Raw genomic sequence first — 16870 nt, 5'->3', positions numbered from 1 at the left:
ATCTCTCGGAAAATAGGTCTTTTAATGCAGCCTGTGGTTGAAACCCTCTCCGGCCTGGAGCGCCGTGTTGATCTGGCCGTCTCGGTGGCCGACGTCGAAAAGGAAGTCCAGGCGCAATTGAAGCGCGTGGCTCGAACCGCCAAGGTCCCCGGCTTCCGCCCGGGTAAAGCTCCGCTCGCCATGCTCGAGCGTAGCCATGGCCCCAGCATTCGCTACGACGTGATCAACAGCCAAGTTGGCCGTGCGTTCGAACAAGCCATCGACGGCGCGAAGCTGCGCGTCGCTGGTGCCCCGAACCTGGAACCCAAGACTGAAGGCGTCACCGATGACACGCTGGCGTTTACCGCCACGTTCGAGGTGTACCCTGAAGTCGTCGTCCCGGATCTGTCGGCCCTGGCCGTCACCCGTTACGAAACCGCCGTCACCGACGCCGAAGTTCAACAAACCCTGGACGTCCTGCGTAAGCAGCGCGCCACGTTCGAAGCTCGTGAAGCTCGCGCCTCGCAAGACGGCGACCGCGTCACGCTGGACTTCGCCGGTACCATCGACGGCGTGCCGTTCGAAGGTGGCAAGGCCGAAGATTTCCCGTTCGTGCTCGGCCAAGGCCGCATGCTGCCGGAATTCGAAGAAGCCGCCCGCGGCCTGAAGGCTGGCGAAACCAAGGTCTTCGAACTGAAGTTCCCGGACGACTACCAAGGCGTGGAAGTTGCCGGCAAGACCGCCGAATTCACCATCACCGTCAAGGAAGTGGCTGAAGGCGTCCTGCCCGAACTGAACAGCGAATTCGCCCAGTCGCTCGGCCAAGCCGAAGGCGACGTCGAAAAGCTGAAGGCCGACATCCGCAGCAACATCGAGCGCGAAGTCAAGGTTCGTTCGGCTGGCCGTACCAAGTCCAGCGTCATGGACGCCCTGGTCGAAGCCGGCAAGTTCGACGTGCCGAAGGCACTGGTCGACAACGACGTGCAAGGCCGTGTCGCCGCTGCCCGTGAAGAGCTCAAGCAGCGTGGCATCCCCAACGCCGAGTCCGTGCCGATCCCGCCAGAAGCCTTCTCGACTGAATCCGAACGCCGTGTCCGCCTGGGCCTCTTGGTGTCGGAACTGGTCAAGCAAGCTCAACTGCAAGCCAAGCCCGAGCAAGTTCGTGCGCGCATCGAAGAATTCGCGGAAAACTACGAACAACCCGCTCAGGTTGTCAGCTATTACCTGGCAGACCGCCAGCGTCGTGCTGAAATCGAGGCTATCGTGCTTGAAGACAACGTTGTCGCGCACGTTCTGGAAAAGGCCAAGGTCACCGACGAAAAGGTGCCTTTCGATCAGTTGATGGGGATGGCGTAACACTATGCAGAGATTCACCGATTTCTATGCGGCAATGAATGGCGGGTCTTCGGTGACCCCCACCGGCCTGGGCTACATTCCCATGGTTATCGAGCAGTCGGGGCGCGGCGAGCGCGCCTACGACATCTATTCGCGTCTGCTCCGCGAACGGCTCATTTTCCTGGTGGGTCCGGTCAATGACGCAACGGCCAACTTGGTTGTGGCGCAGTTGCTGTTCCTGGAATCGGAGAATCCTGACAAGGACATTTCCCTTTACATCAACTCGCCCGGCGGGTCGGTGTATGCGGGAATGGCCATTTTCGACACCATGCAGTTCATCAAGCCGGACGTTTCCACCCTGTGCACGGGCCTCGCGGCCAGCATGGGCGCGTTCCTGCTGGCGGCGGGCAAAAAGGGCAAGCGTTTCACGTTGCCCAATTCGCGGATCATGATCCACCAGCCGTCCGGCGGCGCCCAGGGGCAGGCGTCCGACATTCAGATCCAGGCTCGCGAGATCCTGGACCTGCGCGAACGTCTTAACCGAATTCTGGCCGACAACACCGGCCAGTCGATGGAACGCATTGGCCTGGACACGGAACGTGACAACTTCATGTCCGCCGAAGATGCGGTATCGTATGGATTGGTGGACAAGGTAATGAACTCCCGTTCGGAAGGCTGACTTCCCGGTTGATCTGAACCCGCTGCCATCAAGTTTGAGTAAGCGCATGCGCTGGACTTCTTACCGGTCCGGCGCATCTTTACCTGAGATACGAAACAAATATGCCTGAAAAAAAGGGATCGGCAGACGCAAAAGTGCTGCATTGCTCGTTTTGCAATAAAAGCCAGCATGAAGTCCGCAAGCTGATCGCGGGTCCGTCGGTATTCATCTGCGATGAGTGCATAGATCTGTGCAACGACATCATCCGCGAAGAAGCGCAGGCTACCGCGCGCGCGGCGATTCGTTCCGAACTGCCCACTCCGGCCGAAATCAAGACTTTCCTCGACCAGTACGTCATTGGGCAAAACTCGCCCAAGCGTATGCTGGCCGTGGCGGTCTACAACCATTACAAGCGCATTCGTCACGGCGAGATCAAGGGTGACGAAGTCGAACTCTCCAAGAGCAACATCATGCTGATCGGCCCCACGGGCTCCGGCAAGACGCTTTTGGCGCAGACGCTGGCGCGCATGCTGAATGTGCCTTTCGTCATGGCTGACGCCACGACGCTGACCGAAGCCGGCTATGTCGGTGAAGACGTCGAGAACATCATTCAGAAGTTGCTGCAGAACTGCAACTACGAAGTCGAGAAGGCGCAGCGCGCCATCATCTACATCGACGAAATCGACAAAATTTCCCGCAAGTCTGACAACCCGTCCATTACCCGCGATGTGTCGGGCGAGGGCGTGCAGCAGGCTTTGTTGAAGCTGATCGAAGGTACGGTCGCTTCGGTGCCCCCGCAGGGTGGCCGCAAGCATCCCAACCAGGACTTTGTCCAAGTCGATACGACCAATATCCTGTTCATCGTGGGCGGCGCCTTCGACGGATTGGAAAAGGTCATCCGCGACCGTACCGAAAAGTCCGGTATCGGCTTCTCGGCGTCGGTGCGGGCCAAGTCTGAACGTGGCGTGGGCGAATTGTTCTCGGAAGTCGAACCCGAAGATCTGATCAAGTTCGGCTTGATTCCGGAGCTGGTCGGTCGTCTGCCCGTGGTCGCCACGCTGGACGAGCTGGACGAAGCGGCTTTGGTTCAAATCCTGACCGAACCTAAGAACGCATTGCTCAAGCAGTTCCAGAAGCTGTTCGCCATGGAAGGCGCAGAACTTGACCTGCGCCCGGCAGCATTGAAAGCCATCGCTCGCAAGGCGCTGAAGCGCAAGACGGGGGCTCGTGGTTTGCGTTCGATCATTGAACAAACGCTGCTGGACACCATGTACGAGCTGCCTTCGCAGGGCAACGTGAAGCGAGTGGTCGTGGACGAAAACGCGATCGAAGGCGAGGGCAAGCCCTTGCTGATCTACGCTGACGAGGCCGGTGAAAAGGACAAGCCCGAGCGCGGCGAAGTCCGCGACGCCGCTGCCTAATATTTCAAAAAAGCCCGTTCTTGTAACGGGTTTTTTTGCCGTAGGACTGCCCTTCGGGGCATTTTTTTTGGCCTTTAGACTATCCGGCAGCCGGGATCTTGAATTTTCGGCTATTGTTCCCATAACAGACGTAACTGACGTGGATAGCTCGGGGACACCCCGAGCACCCTGTCCCCGATACGCCGAGTCATACCGAGGAACCTCCTATGTCTGCCAGCCAGACCCTGCCTTCCGACCCGATCGACCTGCCCCTGCTCCCACTTCGTGATGTCGTGGTGTTTCCGCACATGGTCATCCCGCTGTTCGTCGGCCGTCCGCGCTCTATCCGCGCGCTCGAGGTTGCGATGGAAGCGGGCAAAAGCATCATGCTCGTGGCCCAAAAGTCCGCCGGCAAGGATGACCCCACCCCTGAAGACGTCTACGAGATCGGCTGCGTTGCAGGTATCCTGCAGATGCTCAAGCTGCCCGACGGCACCGTAAAGGTGCTGGTCGAAGGCACCCAGCGTGCCCGCATCAGCAGCATCGAGGATGCCGATTCGCATTTCACCTGCCAGGTGACGCCTATCGAACCGGACGCCATGCAAGGCTCCGAGACCGAGGCCCTGCGCCGCGCGATCGTCGCCCAGTTCGAACAGTACGTAAAGCTCAACAAGAAGATCCCTCCGGAGATCCTGACCTCGTTGGCTGGCATCGATGATGCGGGCCGCCTGGCTGACACGATCGCCGCGCATCTTCCGCTGAAGCTCGAGCAAAAGCAAAAGATGCTCGAGATCGTTGGCACGTCCGAGCGCCTTGAAGGTCTGCTTACCCAGCTCGAAACCGAAATCGACATTCTTCAGGTCGAAAAGCGGATTCGTGGCCGTGTGAAGAAGCAGATGGAAAAGAGCCAGCGCGACTACTACCTGAATGAGCAGGTCAAGGCCATTCAGAAAGAGTTGGGCGAGGGCGAAGAAGGCGCGGACATCGAAGAGCTTGAAAAGAAGATCATCGCTGCCCACATGCCTAAAGAGGCACGCAAAAAGGCCGATGCCGAGCTCAAGAAGCTCAAGCTCATGTCGCCGATGTCTGCCGAAGCCACGGTGGTGCGCAACTACATCGATACGCTTATCAACCTCCCCTGGAGGAAGAAGAGCAAGATTAACAATTCGATCTCCAACGCCGAGACGGTGCTGGACAACGACCATTACGGTCTGGAAAAGGTCAAGGAACGCATTCTTGAATATCTTGCCGTGCAACAGCGCGTAGACAAGGTGAAGGCGCCGATCCTGTGCCTGGTTGGCCCTCCTGGTGTGGGCAAGACCTCGCTGGGGCAGTCCATCGCGAAGGCCACGAATCGCAAGTTCGTGCGCATGGCGCTGGGCGGTGTGCGCGACGAGGCCGAGATCCGTGGCCACCGTCGCACGTACATCGGCTCGATGCCGGGCAAGATCGTTCAGAACATGTCGAAGGTCGGCGTGCGCAATCCTCTGTTCCTGCTTGATGAAATCGACAAGCTGGGCATGGATTTCCGTGGCGATCCCTCGTCGGCCCTGCTCGAAGTGCTGGATCCGGAACAGAACCACACGTTCCAGGACCACTACATCGAAGTCGACTTCGACCTGTCCGACGTCATGTTCGTGGCCACCAGCAACACGCTGAATATCCCGCCGGCTCTGTTGGACCGTATGGAAGTGATCCGGCTGTCCGGTTATACGGAAGAGGAAAAGATCCATATCGCTCGCGACCATCTGCTGCCCAAGCTGATGCAAAACAACGGCGTGAAAGACAGCGAGCTGACCGTTGACGACAGCGCATTGCGCGACATCGTGCGCTACTACACCCGGGAAGCCGGTGTGCGGGCGCTTGAACGCGAAGTGGGCAAGATCTGCCGCAAGGTCATCAAGCAATTGCTGACCCAGAATGATCGCGCCAAGGCTGAAGGCAAATCCCTTGAGGTCAAGTCGGTCAATGTCACGGGCGACAACCTGAGTGACTATCTGGGTGTGCGCCGCTACACGTTCGGTATGGCCGAGAAGGAAAACCAGATCGGCCAGGTGACCGGACTTGCCTGGACGGAAGTGGGCGGCGACTTGCTGACCATCGAAGTCGCGGACATGCCCGGTAAGGGTGTCATCCAGCGCACGGGTTCGCTCGGCGACGTGATGAAGGAATCCGTTGAGGCTGCTCGCACGGTGGTGCGTTCACGGGCGCGTCGTCTGGGCTTTGCCGACAGCGTCTTCGAAAAGCACGATATGCACGTGCACGTGCCGGAAGGTGCGACGCCGAAGGACGGCCCGTCCGCGGGTATCGCGATCACCACGGCCATGGTTTCGGCGTTGTCGCGCATTCCCGTGCGCGCCGATGTCGCCATGACCGGTGAGATCACGCTGCGCGGTGAGGTGTTGCCGATCGGCGGCTTGAAGGAAAAGTTGCTTGCGGCCCATCGCGGCGGCATCAAGACGGTCTTGATCCCGGAGGAAAACGTCAAGGACTTGGCGGAGATCCCGGACAACGTCAAAAACCACCTTGAGATCGTCCCGGTCCGCTGGATCGACAAGGTGCTGGAGCTGGCCTTGGAGCGTCTGCCTGAGCCGTTGTCAGAGGAAGAGGCCGTGAAGGAGCCGCTGGTGGCCAAACCGGCGGAACCGGGTTCAACTGACCCTGTCCTTAAGCACTGATTGCTTGCTTGGGTTTGGCCGTCCTTAGAGGTAGAAGAGGGCGGCCAAATAAAAACCCCGTCACGTTCTGAACGTGGCGGGGTTTTTTATTGCGCAGACGAATGCGTGGCGCTTGCTTAATGCAATGCGTGCGTACGAATCAAGCCGACCGCAATCCCTTCCAGTGCAAATTCCTGGTCGGCTTCGACCACGATGGTTTGAAAGTCTGGATTTTCAGGCAGAAGCTCGATATGACCGTTAATGCGCTGCAGGCGCTTGACCGTGACTTCATCGCCAATACGCGCCACCACAATCTGGCCGTTGCGGGCTTCGGACGCTTTCTTAACGGCGAGTAAGTCGCCTTCAAGGATCCCGGCGTCGCGCATGCTCATGCCTCGCACCTTCAGCAGGTAATCGGGCGTTTGCGCGAACAGGTGAGGGTCAACGCCAACTTCACGTTCCACATGCTCGGCCGCAAGAATAGGGCTGCCTGCCGCTACGCGCCCCACCAGTGGCAGCAGCAATTGCGACAGTGAGGGCAGTGGTGAGGATGTTTGTGCGGGCGCTGATCCACCATCTTTCAGGCGTATGCCACGCGAAGCGCCAGCGGTGAGTTCGATAGCACCCTTGCGGGCAAGTGCTTTGAGGTGGTCTTCCGCGGCATTGGGTGAACGGAAACCCAAGGCTTGGGCAATTTCGGCGCGCGTCGGTGGGAACCCGGTGCGCGTGACGGTTTGCCGGATAAGGTCCAGAATTTGTTGCTGGCGATCTGTAAGTTTGCTGGCCATGGCGATGATCCGGTGCGAGCGGACTGTACATATATACAGCGCCATTCTGGGGGACGCAGCGCAAAAAAGCAAGCTGGTGCCTGGCGGAATGCAAAACGGAGCCCGAAGGCTCCGTTTTGTCAGGCAGGCTCGCAAGAACCCGCTGGCGGGCGAAGTTACAGCACAGCAGCGATGCCGGCAGCGACCTTGTCAATGTTGCCGCTATTCAGTGCGGCAACGCAGATGCGCCCGCTGGACACGGCGTAAACGCCATGTTCTTCGCGCAGACGGTCGACTTGCGCCGAGGTCAGGCCCGAATACGAGAACATGCCACGCTGTTCCAGAACAAAGCTGAAGTCCTGCTTGCCGCCGTGTTCCTTGATTTTCTCGACCAACTGCTTGCGCATCAGGCGGATGCGGTCGCGCATGCCGGCGAGTTCTTCTTCCCACATGGCGAAGAGCTCAGGGGTGTTCAGAACCGTCGACACCACCGTGCCACCGTGCGTGGGCGGGTTGGAGTAGTTGGTGCGAATGACGCGCTTGAGTTGGCTCAGTACGCGAACGGCTTCGTCCTTGCTGCCAGCGACGACCGTCAGGGCGCCGACGCGCTCGCCGTACAGCGAGAACGACTTCGAGAACGACGAACTGATGAACATGGTCATGTCCAGATCGGCGAACATGCGCACGACGGCCGCGTCTTCGGTCAGACCTTCGCCAAAGCCCTGATAGGCGATGTCGAGGAACGGAACCAGGTTGTTTTCTTTTACTACCGCAGCGATTTGCTTCCACTGTTCGGTCGTGGGGTCCACGCCGGTGGGGTTGTGGCAGCATGCGTGCAGCACAACGACGGTCTGCGCCGGGGCTGCCTTCAGATCGGCCAGCATGGCTTCGAAATTCAGGCCGCGGGTGGTGGCGTCGTAGTACGAGTACGTGCCAACTTCAAAGCCGGCTCGCTCGAACAGCGCGCGGTGGTTTTCCCAGCTGGGATTGCTGATCAGCACCTTGGAGGTGGGCAGCAGTTGGCGCAGAAAATCAGCGCCGATCTTCAGTGCGCCGGTGCCGCCCAGTGCTTGGGTCGTCAGGACGCGCCCGGCCGCGGCCAGCGAGGAGTCTTTGCCCAACAGCAGCGCTTGCGCACCCTGGTTGTAGCCGGCGATGCCTTCAATAGGCAGATAGCCGCGAGCGGCGGCGGCTTCAATGCGGGCGGTTTCGGCCTTGCGAACGGCGCCCAACAGGGGGATCCGTCCCTGATCGTCGTAGTACACGCCCACGCCCAGGTTGACTTTACCCGGGCGCGTATCCGCGTTGAATTGTTCGTTCAGACCAAGAATGGGGTCGCGCGGCGCGAGTTCGACGGAATCGAAAAGGTTGCTCATGGGCTTCTGATGAGGATGGGTGGACGCAGTACGAGGTGCTGTGGATAATGGGGGGTTTACCCTGGAACAGTCTAGCATGCCAAACAGCCCAATAGACCCAAGCGGCGCGGGAGATCTGGCTCAGAATCCCGCTACGGATTCTGTGGTGCCGGCAGCGTCTGAGGCCGTGCCTGGAACCAGCGTCGAACCCCGCTTTGTCGAGTATCCAGGCAGCCCCTATCAACTGTTCCAGCCCTATCCCCAGCGGGCGATCAGCCCGCCGCCATTGAGGGCCTGCAGCAAGGGATAGAAGACGGCCTGATGTTCCAGACGCTTTTGGGCGTTACGGGTTCGGGCAAAACCTACACCATGGCCAACGTGATCGCCCGCTTGGGGCGTCCCGCGTTGGTGCTGGCACCCAATAAGACGCTCGCGGCGCAGTTGTACGCGGAAATGCGCGAGTTTTTCCCAAAAAACGCGGTCGAGTACTTCGTTTCCTACTACGACTACTACCAGCCCGAGGCTTATGTGCCCACGCGCGATCTGTTCATTGAGAAGGACTCGTCCATCAATGAACACATCGAGCAAATGCGGCTGTCGGCCACCAAGAGCCTGCTCGAACGGCGCGATACGATCATCGTGGGTACGGTATCGTGCATCTACGGTATCGGCAACCCGGGCGACTACCACGCCATGGTGCTGATTCTGCGCAGCGGGGACCAGATCTCGCGGCGGGAAATCCTCGCGCGCCTGGTGGCGATGCAATATACGCGCAACGACGCTGAGTTCACCCGTGGCGTATTTCGGGTGCGGGGCGAATCCATCGATATTTTTCCCGCAGAAAGTGCCGAGTTGGCCCTGCGCCTGACCCTATTTGATGACGAGATCGAAAGCCTGGAGCTTTTTGACCCGCTGACCGGTCGCATTCGTCAGAAGTTGCCCCGTTTCACTGTCTATCCCGGTTCGCACTATGTCACCCCCCGCGATACGGTGTTGCGTGCGATTGAAACCATCAAGGAAGAGCTACGTGAACGGGTAAAGCGGTTTGTCGACGATGGCCACCTGGTCGAGGCGCAGCGGCTGGAACAGCGGACTCGGTTCGACCTGGAAATGCTGCAGGAATTGGGTTTCTGCAAAGGCATTGAAAACTACTCCCGCCATTTGTCGGGGGCGGCTGCCGGGGAGCCGCCGCCCACGCTGATTGATTACCTGCCTTCCGATGCCTTGATGTTCATTGATGAAAGTCACGTGACCATCGGGCAACTCAGCGGCATGTACCGTGGGGACAGATCGCGCAAGGAAACGCTGGTGCAGTATGGGTTCCGGCTACCGTCCGCGCTGGACAATCGGCCGCTCAAACTCGAGGAATTCGAGGTGCGGATGCGCCAGTGCGTGTTCGTGTCTGCAACTCCCGCGGCATACGAAAAAGAGCATGCCGACAATGTGGTCGAGCAGGTTGTGCGACCCACCGGCCTGGTCGATCCGTTGGTGGAAGTGTTGCCAGCCCGCACGCAGGTGGACGATTTGCTAGGCCAGATCAAGGCTCGGGTATCGCTAGGCGAGCGTGTCCTGGTGACAACGCTTACCAAACGCATGGCCGAAGATCTGACTGACTTCCTGAGCGAGCATGGTGTCAAGGTCCGTTATCTGCACTCCGACATCGACACGGTCGAACGCGTGGAGATTCTTCGCGATTTGCGGCTCGGAACGTTCGACGTGTTGGTTGGAATCAACCTGTTGCGTGAGGGCCTGGATATTCCCGAGGTTTCGCTGGTGGCGATCTTGGATGCAGACAAGGAAGGGTTCCTGAGGTCGGAGCGCAGCCTGATTCAAACCATCGGCCGGGCCGCCCGCAACCTGAATGGTCATGCAATTCTGTATGCAGACCGTATTACGGATTCCATGCAGCGCGCCATGGAGGAAACCAGCCGTCGACGCGCCAAGCAGTTGCAATTCAATATCGACAATGGCATCACAGCGCGCGGCGTACGCAAGGCAGTGCGAGAACTGATTGATGGCATCGTCGCGCCGGTGCAGCATGACGCTTTGGAAGCTGCGGTTCCGGCCGAGTTCTTGAAGGATGAAAAGGCATTGGCTCGCGAACTCAAACGCCTTGAAAAGCTGATGATGGACCACGCTCGGAATCTGGAATTCGAGCAGGCAGCCGCTGCCCGCGACGCGCTCACCGCCTTGAAGCAGCGGGTACTTCTGGACGGGGCTGTGTGACCATTTGGTCTCTGTCCATGCATTCAACCATGCTTACATAAAGCTGAAAATCATGAGACCTGATGGTGTAGTGGCGTCAGTTTCGCTACGCACTGGGTCAGCGCCTTTCTCTTATGAGTCTCAGCATTTGAATTTGACTGTAATGCGCTGATTTAATTGGGTAAATTTAAATTTAATGCACGCTGGTACCCAATTGTCCATTTGCAAAAAAAGCTTGCCTTATCTCGGGTTTTCCCGCACACTTACTCCCATGATGACCAAGGTACTTTTCGTTTGCATGGGCAATATCTGTCGCTCGCCGAGCGCAGAGGGCGTGTTTCGCCATTTGGTGAACGACGCGGGTTTGGGCGATGTGGTTCGCATCGACTCCGCGGGCACGCACGCGTTTCACATTGGCGAGGCGCCTGATGCCCGGGCGCAGGCTGCGGCGCGTAAGCGTGGCTACGAGATTACGCACTGTGAGGCGCGTCAAGTCACTGCGGAAGATTTCCGCGACTTTGATCTTATCCTCGCCATGGATTGGGACAACCTGTCCGCCATGCAGCAACAGTGCCCCAAAACCTATCAGCACAAACTGATGTTGCTGATGCGTTTCGCCAATGAGTTCGAGGAGGCCACTGTGCCGGATCCCTACTACGGCGGCGCTGATGGCTTTGGCAAGGTGCTCGATTATTTGGAAGACGCCTGCCAGGGGGTCCTGGAATTGGTCCGCAAGCGCGCTACCCAGTACCAAGCGGCCTGATCGCTTTTACATAGAACCGCCAGCAGTGCGGCTCTTGAGGTACTTGGCAGTGAAAAAACCGCGCAACCGCGCGGTTTTTTCTGGCCTGGAGCCATACCAAATTAGTCGGGAATAGGCTATACTTGACCCAATTACTCGGGTATTGACCGCTGGATTCGCTGGCGGCCATTGCCGAATCACAGGGAACCCACCATGCGGCTAACTACCAAAGGGCGTTTCGCCGTGACTGCCATGATCGATCTCGCCATGCGCCAGCATAGCGGCCCGGTCACTCTTGCGGCCATCAGCCAGCGTCAGAACATTTCGCTTTCCTATCTGGAACAGCTATTCGGGAAACTGCGTCGTCACGAGCTCGTGGACAGCGTGCGTGGCCCGGGCGGCGGGTATTCGCTTGCGCGCCTTGCGCGCAACGTGACCGTTGCAGACATTATCTTCGCGGTCGATGAGCCGCTGGACGCCACCAGTTGTGGCGGTAAACGGGACTGTACGAGCGGCAATGACGGCAAGCCGGGCAAGTGCATGACGCATGAGCTTTGGGCCACGCTGAATCGCAAGATGGTCGATTACCTGGATTCGGTGTCCCTGCAAGATCTGGTCGATCAGCAGCGCGTGCGCCAATTGCAGGAAGCCAGCAATCAAGCGCAGGCCTGCGCGGTGCGTGTCAATCGGGTGGGGGGCGCCAATGCCGCCGCCAATTCCCCGACCACGGCCGTAGCGGCCAATGCCACCGTATAAGCAGCATCAGGAGTTGTAGATATGACCACCCGCCCGATTTATTTTGATTATTCGGCCACCACACCTGTTGATCCGCGCGTCGTGGACAAGATGGTGCCCTGGCTTTACGAAAACTTCGGCAATCCGGCGTCGCGCAGCCACGCTTATGGTTGGGATTCCGAAGAAGCGGTTGAGCGCGCCCGCGAAGAAGTCGCCAAGCTGGTGAACGCCGACCCGCGCGAAATCGTATGGACTTCCGGTGCAACGGAATCCGACAACCTGGCCATTAAAGGCGCCGCGAATTTCTACGCGGAACGCGGCAAGCACATCATCACCGTCAAGACCGAGCACAAAGCCGTGCTTGATACCTGTCGTGAATTGGAGCGCCAAGGCTTCGAAGTCACTTACTTGAACGTAAAGGACGACGGGCTGATTGATCTGGACACCTTCAAGGCGGCACTGCGCCCCGACACGGTGCTGGTATCGGTCATGATGGTGAACAACGAGATCGGCGTCGTCCAGGATATCGAAACGCTGGGCGAGATCTGCCGCGAGAAGGGCATCATTTTCCATGTGGACGCTGCTCAGGCGACCGGCAAGGTGGAAATCGATCTGCAAAAGCTGAAAGTCGATTTGATGTCGTTTTCGGCGCACAAGACCTACGGTCCCAAGGGTATCGGCGCGTTGTACGTGCGCCGCAAGCCGCGTATCCGCATCGAAGCGCAAATGCACGGCGGTGGTCACGAACGTGGTTTCCGTTCTGGCACGCTGGCCACGCATCAGATCGTGGGCATGGGCGAGGCGTTCCGCCTGGCTCGCGAAGAAATGGGTACCGAGAACGAGCGAGTCCGCATGTTGCGTGACCGTCTCTGGAACGGCCTGTCGCAGATCGAAGAGGTCTATTTGAACGGCGACATGGACCAGCGGGTACCGCACAACCTGAACGTCAGCTTCAACTACGTCGAAGGCGAGTCCCTGATCATGGCGATCAAGGAACTGGCCGTGTCCAGCGGTTCGGCTTGCACGTCGGCCAGCCTGGAGCCGTCGTACGTGCTGCGCGCCCTGGGTCGTAATGACGAGTTGGCGCACAGTTCCATCCGTTTCACGTTGGGCCGCTTCACGACCGAAAAGGAAGTGGATTACGCGATTGAATTGCTCAAGAGCCGCGTTGGCAAGCTGCGCGATATGTCGCCGCTGTGGGAAATGGCCAAGGAAGGCATTGACTTGAACACCGTGCAGTGGGCTGCGCACTAAGCGCCCGCGCCAAGAAATTCGTGGAGAAATAACATGTCTTACAGCACCAAAGTTCTGGATCACTACGAAAACCCGCGCAACGTTGGTTCGTTCGACAAGTCGGACGAGTCGGTGGGCACCGGCATGGTCGGCGCGCCCGCCTGTGGCGACGTCATGAAGCTGCAGATCAAGGTGAATGAGGCCGGCGTGATCGAAGACGCGCGCTTCAAGACCTACGGCTGCGGCTCGGCCATCGCGTCCAGCTCGCTCGTGACCGAGTGGGTCAAGGGCAAGACGTTGGACCAAGCCATGAGCATCCGCAACACGCAGATTGCCGAAGAGCTGGCCTTGCCGCCGGTGAAGGTGCACTGTTCCATCCTGGCCGAAGACGCAATCAAGGCCGCGGTGCAGAACTACAAAGAAAAGCACTCGGCGCCGGCTGAAGCGGTGGCAGGCTGATCATGTCCGTCACCCTGACCCAACAGGCAGCCAATCACATCGGCCGCTACTTGCAAAAGCGCGGAAAGGGTATTGGCTTGCGGCTCGGCGTTAGGACGACGGGCTGCTCCGGCATGGCCTACAAGTTGGAATACGTGGACGACTCGGCGCCGGAAGACGTCGTGTTCGAGAGCTTTGGCGTAAAGGTCTTCATTGACCCGAAGAGCCTGGCTTACCTGGATGGCACCGAGCTGGATTACGCCCGCGAAGGCCTGAACGAAGGTTTCAAGTTCCGTAACCCCAACGAGAAGGCGACCTGCGGCTGCGGCGAGTCGTTCACGGTGTAAGTCTTGGCTGTAGACGACCATTTCACGCTGTTCGGCTTGCCCGCCCGTTTCGATCTGGACGCGCAAGCCTTGGAAACCTCGTGGCGCGCTGTTGCCGCGCAGGTGCATCCTGATCGCTACGCCACAGCCAGTGCCGCGGAACGTCGCGTCGCCATGCAGTGGGCGGCGCGCGCCAACGAGGCTTACCGCGTGTTGCGAGATCCCTTGCTGCGGGCGCGCTATCTGTGCGAACAGGCAGGCGTGGATTTGCAGACCGAGAGCAACACGTCCATGGACACGGCTTTCCTGATGCAGCAGATGACGTGGCGCGAGATGCTGGATGACGCGCGCGACGATGCTGATGCCTTGGCGGCGTTGCGCACTGAGCTGGAAGAGGCGCGAGTTTCGATGCGCGCCACGCTGAAGCGCCTGCTTGACGACGAGCGCGATTACGCGGCCGCAGGCCTGAAAGTGCGGGAATGGATGTTCGTGGAAAAGCTGGCGCAAGAGCTGGCAGACGCCCAGCCCGCCGGATAGCGAACCCTGTGTTGCGGGGCTCCCGCCGTAGCGGGTGCCAGCACGCCGCTGCTCACTGACCAGAAGAACACAATCATGGCCTTATTGCAGATATCCGAGCCCGGTGAGTCGCCCGCGCCGCACCAGCGCAAGCTGGCGGTGGGCATTGATCTGGGCACTACCAATTCCCTCGTTGCGGCGGTGCGCAGCAGCGTGGCTGAAGTGCTGCCAGACGCGCAAGGCCATGCCTTGCTGCCGTCGGCGGTGCGTTATTTTCCTGGTGGCAAAGTCACGACCGGCCGCGAGCCGCTGGCGCAGCAGGCTGAAGACCCCTTGAACACCGTGGTGTCCGTGAAGCGATTCATGGGCCGCTCGTTGGAAGAGGCGCGCGCCACGCGGGCGCCTTACGAATTTGTGGATGCACCCGGCATGGTGCGTATTCGCACGGTGCAGGGTGACCTGAGCCCGGTTGAGGTGTCGGCGCAGATTCTGGCGGTGTTGCGCCAGCGCGCCGAAGACGTACTGGGCGACGATCTGGTGGGCGCGGTGATTACCGTGCCCGCTTATTTTGACGACGCACAACGCCAGGCGACGCGCGATGCTGCCCGCTTGGCTGGCCTGAACGTGCTGCGCCTGCTGAATGAGCCGACGGCCGCGGCCATTGCCTATGGCCTGGATCATGCCTCGGAAGGCGTCTATGCCGTATACGACCTGGGCGGCGGCACGTTCGACATTTCCATTTTGCGTCTGACGCAAGGCGTTTTCGAAGTGATTTCGACTGGCGGCGATACGGCGCTGGGCGGTGATGACTTCGATGCCTTGATCGCCGACCACGCGGTGGCCAAGCTGGCCGCTGGTGAATTTTCACCCGCCGACCGCCGTGGCCTGTTGATGGCCGCGCGCACCGCGCGCGAAGCCCTGTCGACCGCCGATAGCGCCTCGCTGAAGCTGCCGCTGTCTGACGGGCGTGAGGTTGACCTGGTATTGACGCGCGCTGAGTTCGAAGCGTTGGCGCAGCCGCTGATTGAACGCACCCTGGATTGCGCGCGCCGTGCCTTGCGCGATGCGTCGCTGAAGCCAACTGACGTGCGCGGCGTGGTGATGGTGGGCGGCGCAACGCGCATGCCCGTGGTGCGTGCCGCGGTGGGCAAGGTATTTGGTACCGAGCCGCTGACCGATCTGGATCCCGATCAAGTGGTGGCGCTGGGCGCCGCGTTGCAGGCGAATTTGCTGGCGGGCAACCGCGCGCCGGGCGAAGACTGGCTGCTGCTGGACGTGATTCCGCTGTCGTTAGGTCTGGAAACCATGGGCGGCCTTGTTGAGCGCGTGATTCCTCGCAACAGCACCATCCCCGTGGCACGCGCACAAGAGTTCACCACGTTCAAGGACGGCCAGACGGCCATGAGCATTCATGTAGTGCAGGGCGAACGCGACCTGGTGGCGGATTCCCGTTCGCTGGCGCGATTTGAACTGCGCGGCATTCCTCCCATGGTGGCTGGCGCAGCGCGCATCCGCGTGACGTTCCAGGTGGATGCCGACGGGCTGCTCAGCGTGACCGCTCGTGAGCAAAGCACGGGTGTCGAGGCCGCGGTCTCGGTCAAGCCGTCCTACGGGCTGAGCGACGACGAAATTGCGCAAATGCTGGCCGACAGTGTCGCGCAGGCGGATACGGATGCCCGCGCGCGCATGTTGCGCGAACAGCAGGTGGACGCTCGCCAACTGGTGGAATCGGTGCAGGCCGCGCTGGCAGTGGACGGCGATTTGCTTGACGCCGATGAACGCAAGCGCGTTGACGAATGTCTGCAAGCCGCCATCGATGCGCAGGCCGCAGACGATGTGGACACGGTAAAAGCCGCGGTGCTGGCCTTGTCGGCTGCAACCGACGACTTTGCCGCGCGCCGCATGGATCGCAGCATTCGCGCCGCGTTGGCAGGCCGCAAACTTGATGAGATTGCTTGAAAATACGATATGCCGAAACTGACTGTATTGCCTCATCCCGACTACTGCCCCGAAGGTGCCGTGATTGAAGACGCGCCCAAGGGCGTGTCGATCTGCCGCGTATTGCTGGATAACCACATCGACATCGAGCACGCCTGCGAATTGTCGTGTGCGTGCACGACCTGTCACGTGGTCATCAAGCAAGGCTATTCCGCGCTGGAAGACGCGACGGACGACGAAGAAGATCTGCTGGACAAGGCCTGGGGCCTGACGCCCACGTCGCGCCTGTCGTGCCAGGCGCTGGTGACCGACACAGACCTGACGGTAGAAATTCCGAAGTACACCATCAACCACGCCAAAGAGGGCCATTGATGAAGTGGACCGATACCTACGACATAGCTACCGCCCTGGTCGACGCGCACCCCGACGTTGACCCCAAGACGCTGCGCTTTACGCAGTTGCGCGAATGGGTCATGGCATTGCCTGAATTCAACGACGACCCCGCCCACTGTGGCGAGAAAATCCTTGAGGCTATCCAGATGGCCTGGATAGACGAAGCGGACTGACCCGCCGACGCGAAAAACGC

General features: G+C 59.8%; 15 protein-coding genes and 1 pseudogene. 14 read left to right on the top strand and 2 right to left on the bottom strand.

The window, feature by feature from the left end:
- Positions 1–24 precede the first annotated feature (24 nt).
- The 4 genes from tig (at position 25) to lon (ending at position 6050) form a co-directional block, all read left to right on the top strand.
- On the top strand, positions 25–1335 hold the full coding sequence (gene tig / locus ELS24_RS18380; RefSeq protein ID WP_127184972.1) for a trigger factor: 1311 nt from the start codon (positions 25–27) through the stop codon (positions 1333–1335).
- 4 nt (positions 1336–1339) lie between these two features.
- Positions 1340–1993 (top strand): ATP-dependent Clp endopeptidase proteolytic subunit ClpP, encoded by a 654-nt coding sequence (clpP, locus tag ELS24_RS18375; RefSeq protein WP_050445287.1) that lies wholly within the window; start codon positions 1340–1342, stop codon positions 1991–1993.
- Between the two features lie 101 nt (positions 1994–2094).
- Entirely contained in the window at positions 2095–3393 is a 1299-nt protein-coding gene (gene clpX / locus ELS24_RS18370; protein ID WP_050445288.1) for an ATP-dependent Clp protease ATP-binding subunit ClpX, read from the top strand.
- 206 nt (positions 3394–3599) lie between these two features.
- The gene (lon, locus tag ELS24_RS18365; RefSeq protein ID WP_050445289.1) at positions 3600–6050 is read left to right on the top strand and encodes an endopeptidase La; all 2451 of its coding nucleotides are present in this window, start codon (positions 3600–3602) and stop codon (positions 6048–6050) included.
- 116 nt (positions 6051–6166) lie between these two features.
- Here the strand turns inward: lon and lexA are convergent, their stop codons facing one another.
- Together lexA and ELS24_RS18355 are read right to left on the bottom strand one after the other, a co-directional pair.
- On the bottom strand, positions 6167–6817 hold the full coding sequence (gene lexA, locus ELS24_RS18360) for a transcriptional repressor LexA (protein WP_050445290.1): 651 nt from the start codon (positions 6815–6817) through the stop codon (positions 6167–6169).
- 155 nt (positions 6818–6972) lie between these two features.
- Complete coding sequence (locus ELS24_RS18355) at positions 6973–8172, bottom strand: amino acid aminotransferase (protein WP_127184971.1); 1200 nt, start codon at positions 8170–8172, stop codon at positions 6973–6975.
- Positions 8173–8248: 76 nt separating this feature from the next.
- Here ELS24_RS18355 and uvrB point away from each other — a divergent pair.
- The 10 genes and pseudogenes from uvrB (at position 8249) to iscX (ending at position 16850) form a co-directional block, all read left to right on the top strand.
- Positions 8249–10377, top strand: a pseudogene (gene uvrB / locus ELS24_RS18350) (excinuclease ABC subunit UvrB).
- Between the two features lie 250 nt (positions 10378–10627).
- Positions 10628–11119: a low molecular weight protein-tyrosine-phosphatase gene (locus tag ELS24_RS18345; RefSeq protein WP_006225301.1), complete on the top strand. Its 492-nt coding sequence runs from the start codon at positions 10628–10630 to the stop codon at positions 11117–11119.
- A gap of 192 nt (positions 11120–11311) precedes the next feature.
- Positions 11312–11854 carry a Fe-S cluster assembly transcriptional regulator IscR gene (gene iscR, locus ELS24_RS18340; protein WP_050445292.1) on the top strand — a complete coding sequence of 181 codons (543 nt, stop codon included), beginning with the start codon at positions 11312–11314 and terminating at the stop codon, positions 11852–11854.
- A 21-nt stretch (positions 11855–11875) separates the two neighbouring features.
- Positions 11876–13087 carry an IscS subfamily cysteine desulfurase gene (locus ELS24_RS18335; protein ID WP_050445293.1) on the top strand — a complete coding sequence of 404 codons (1212 nt, stop codon included), beginning with the start codon at positions 11876–11878 and terminating at the stop codon, positions 13085–13087.
- A gap of 33 nt (positions 13088–13120) precedes the next feature.
- Positions 13121–13525 carry a Fe-S cluster assembly scaffold IscU gene (gene iscU / locus ELS24_RS18330; RefSeq protein WP_127184970.1) on the top strand — a complete coding sequence of 135 codons (405 nt, stop codon included), beginning with the start codon at positions 13121–13123 and terminating at the stop codon, positions 13523–13525.
- A 2-nt stretch (positions 13526–13527) separates the two neighbouring features.
- Positions 13528–13851: an iron-sulfur cluster assembly protein IscA gene (iscA, locus tag ELS24_RS18325; protein ID WP_050445294.1), complete on the top strand. Its 324-nt coding sequence runs from the start codon at positions 13528–13530 to the stop codon at positions 13849–13851.
- A 3-nt stretch (positions 13852–13854) separates the two neighbouring features.
- Positions 13855–14367 carry a Fe-S protein assembly co-chaperone HscB gene (gene hscB / locus ELS24_RS18320; protein ID WP_127184969.1) on the top strand — a complete coding sequence of 171 codons (513 nt, stop codon included), beginning with the start codon at positions 13855–13857 and terminating at the stop codon, positions 14365–14367.
- A gap of 75 nt (positions 14368–14442) precedes the next feature.
- On the top strand, positions 14443–16305 hold the full coding sequence (gene hscA, locus ELS24_RS18315; protein ID WP_127184968.1) for a Fe-S protein assembly chaperone HscA: 1863 nt from the start codon (positions 14443–14445) through the stop codon (positions 16303–16305).
- A 9-nt stretch (positions 16306–16314) separates the two neighbouring features.
- Positions 16315–16656, top strand: a complete 342-nt coding sequence (fdx, locus tag ELS24_RS18310) for an ISC system 2Fe-2S type ferredoxin (protein ID WP_006225293.1) — start codon at positions 16315–16317, stop codon at positions 16654–16656.
- Positions 16656–16850, top strand: coding sequence for a Fe-S cluster assembly protein IscX (iscX, locus tag ELS24_RS18305; protein ID WP_050445297.1), 195 nt, complete (start codon positions 16656–16658; stop codon positions 16848–16850). Before fdx ends, iscX begins: the two co-directional genes overlap by 1 nt.
- The last annotated feature ends 20 nt before the right edge of the window (positions 16851–16870 follow it).

The organism is Achromobacter spanius (assembly GCF_003994415.1).
In the GTDB taxonomy this organism is placed as follows: Bacteria; Pseudomonadota; Gammaproteobacteria; order Burkholderiales; family Burkholderiaceae_B; genus Achromobacter; species Achromobacter spanius_C.
This window is presented reverse-complemented; position numbering and strand designations above follow the sequence as displayed.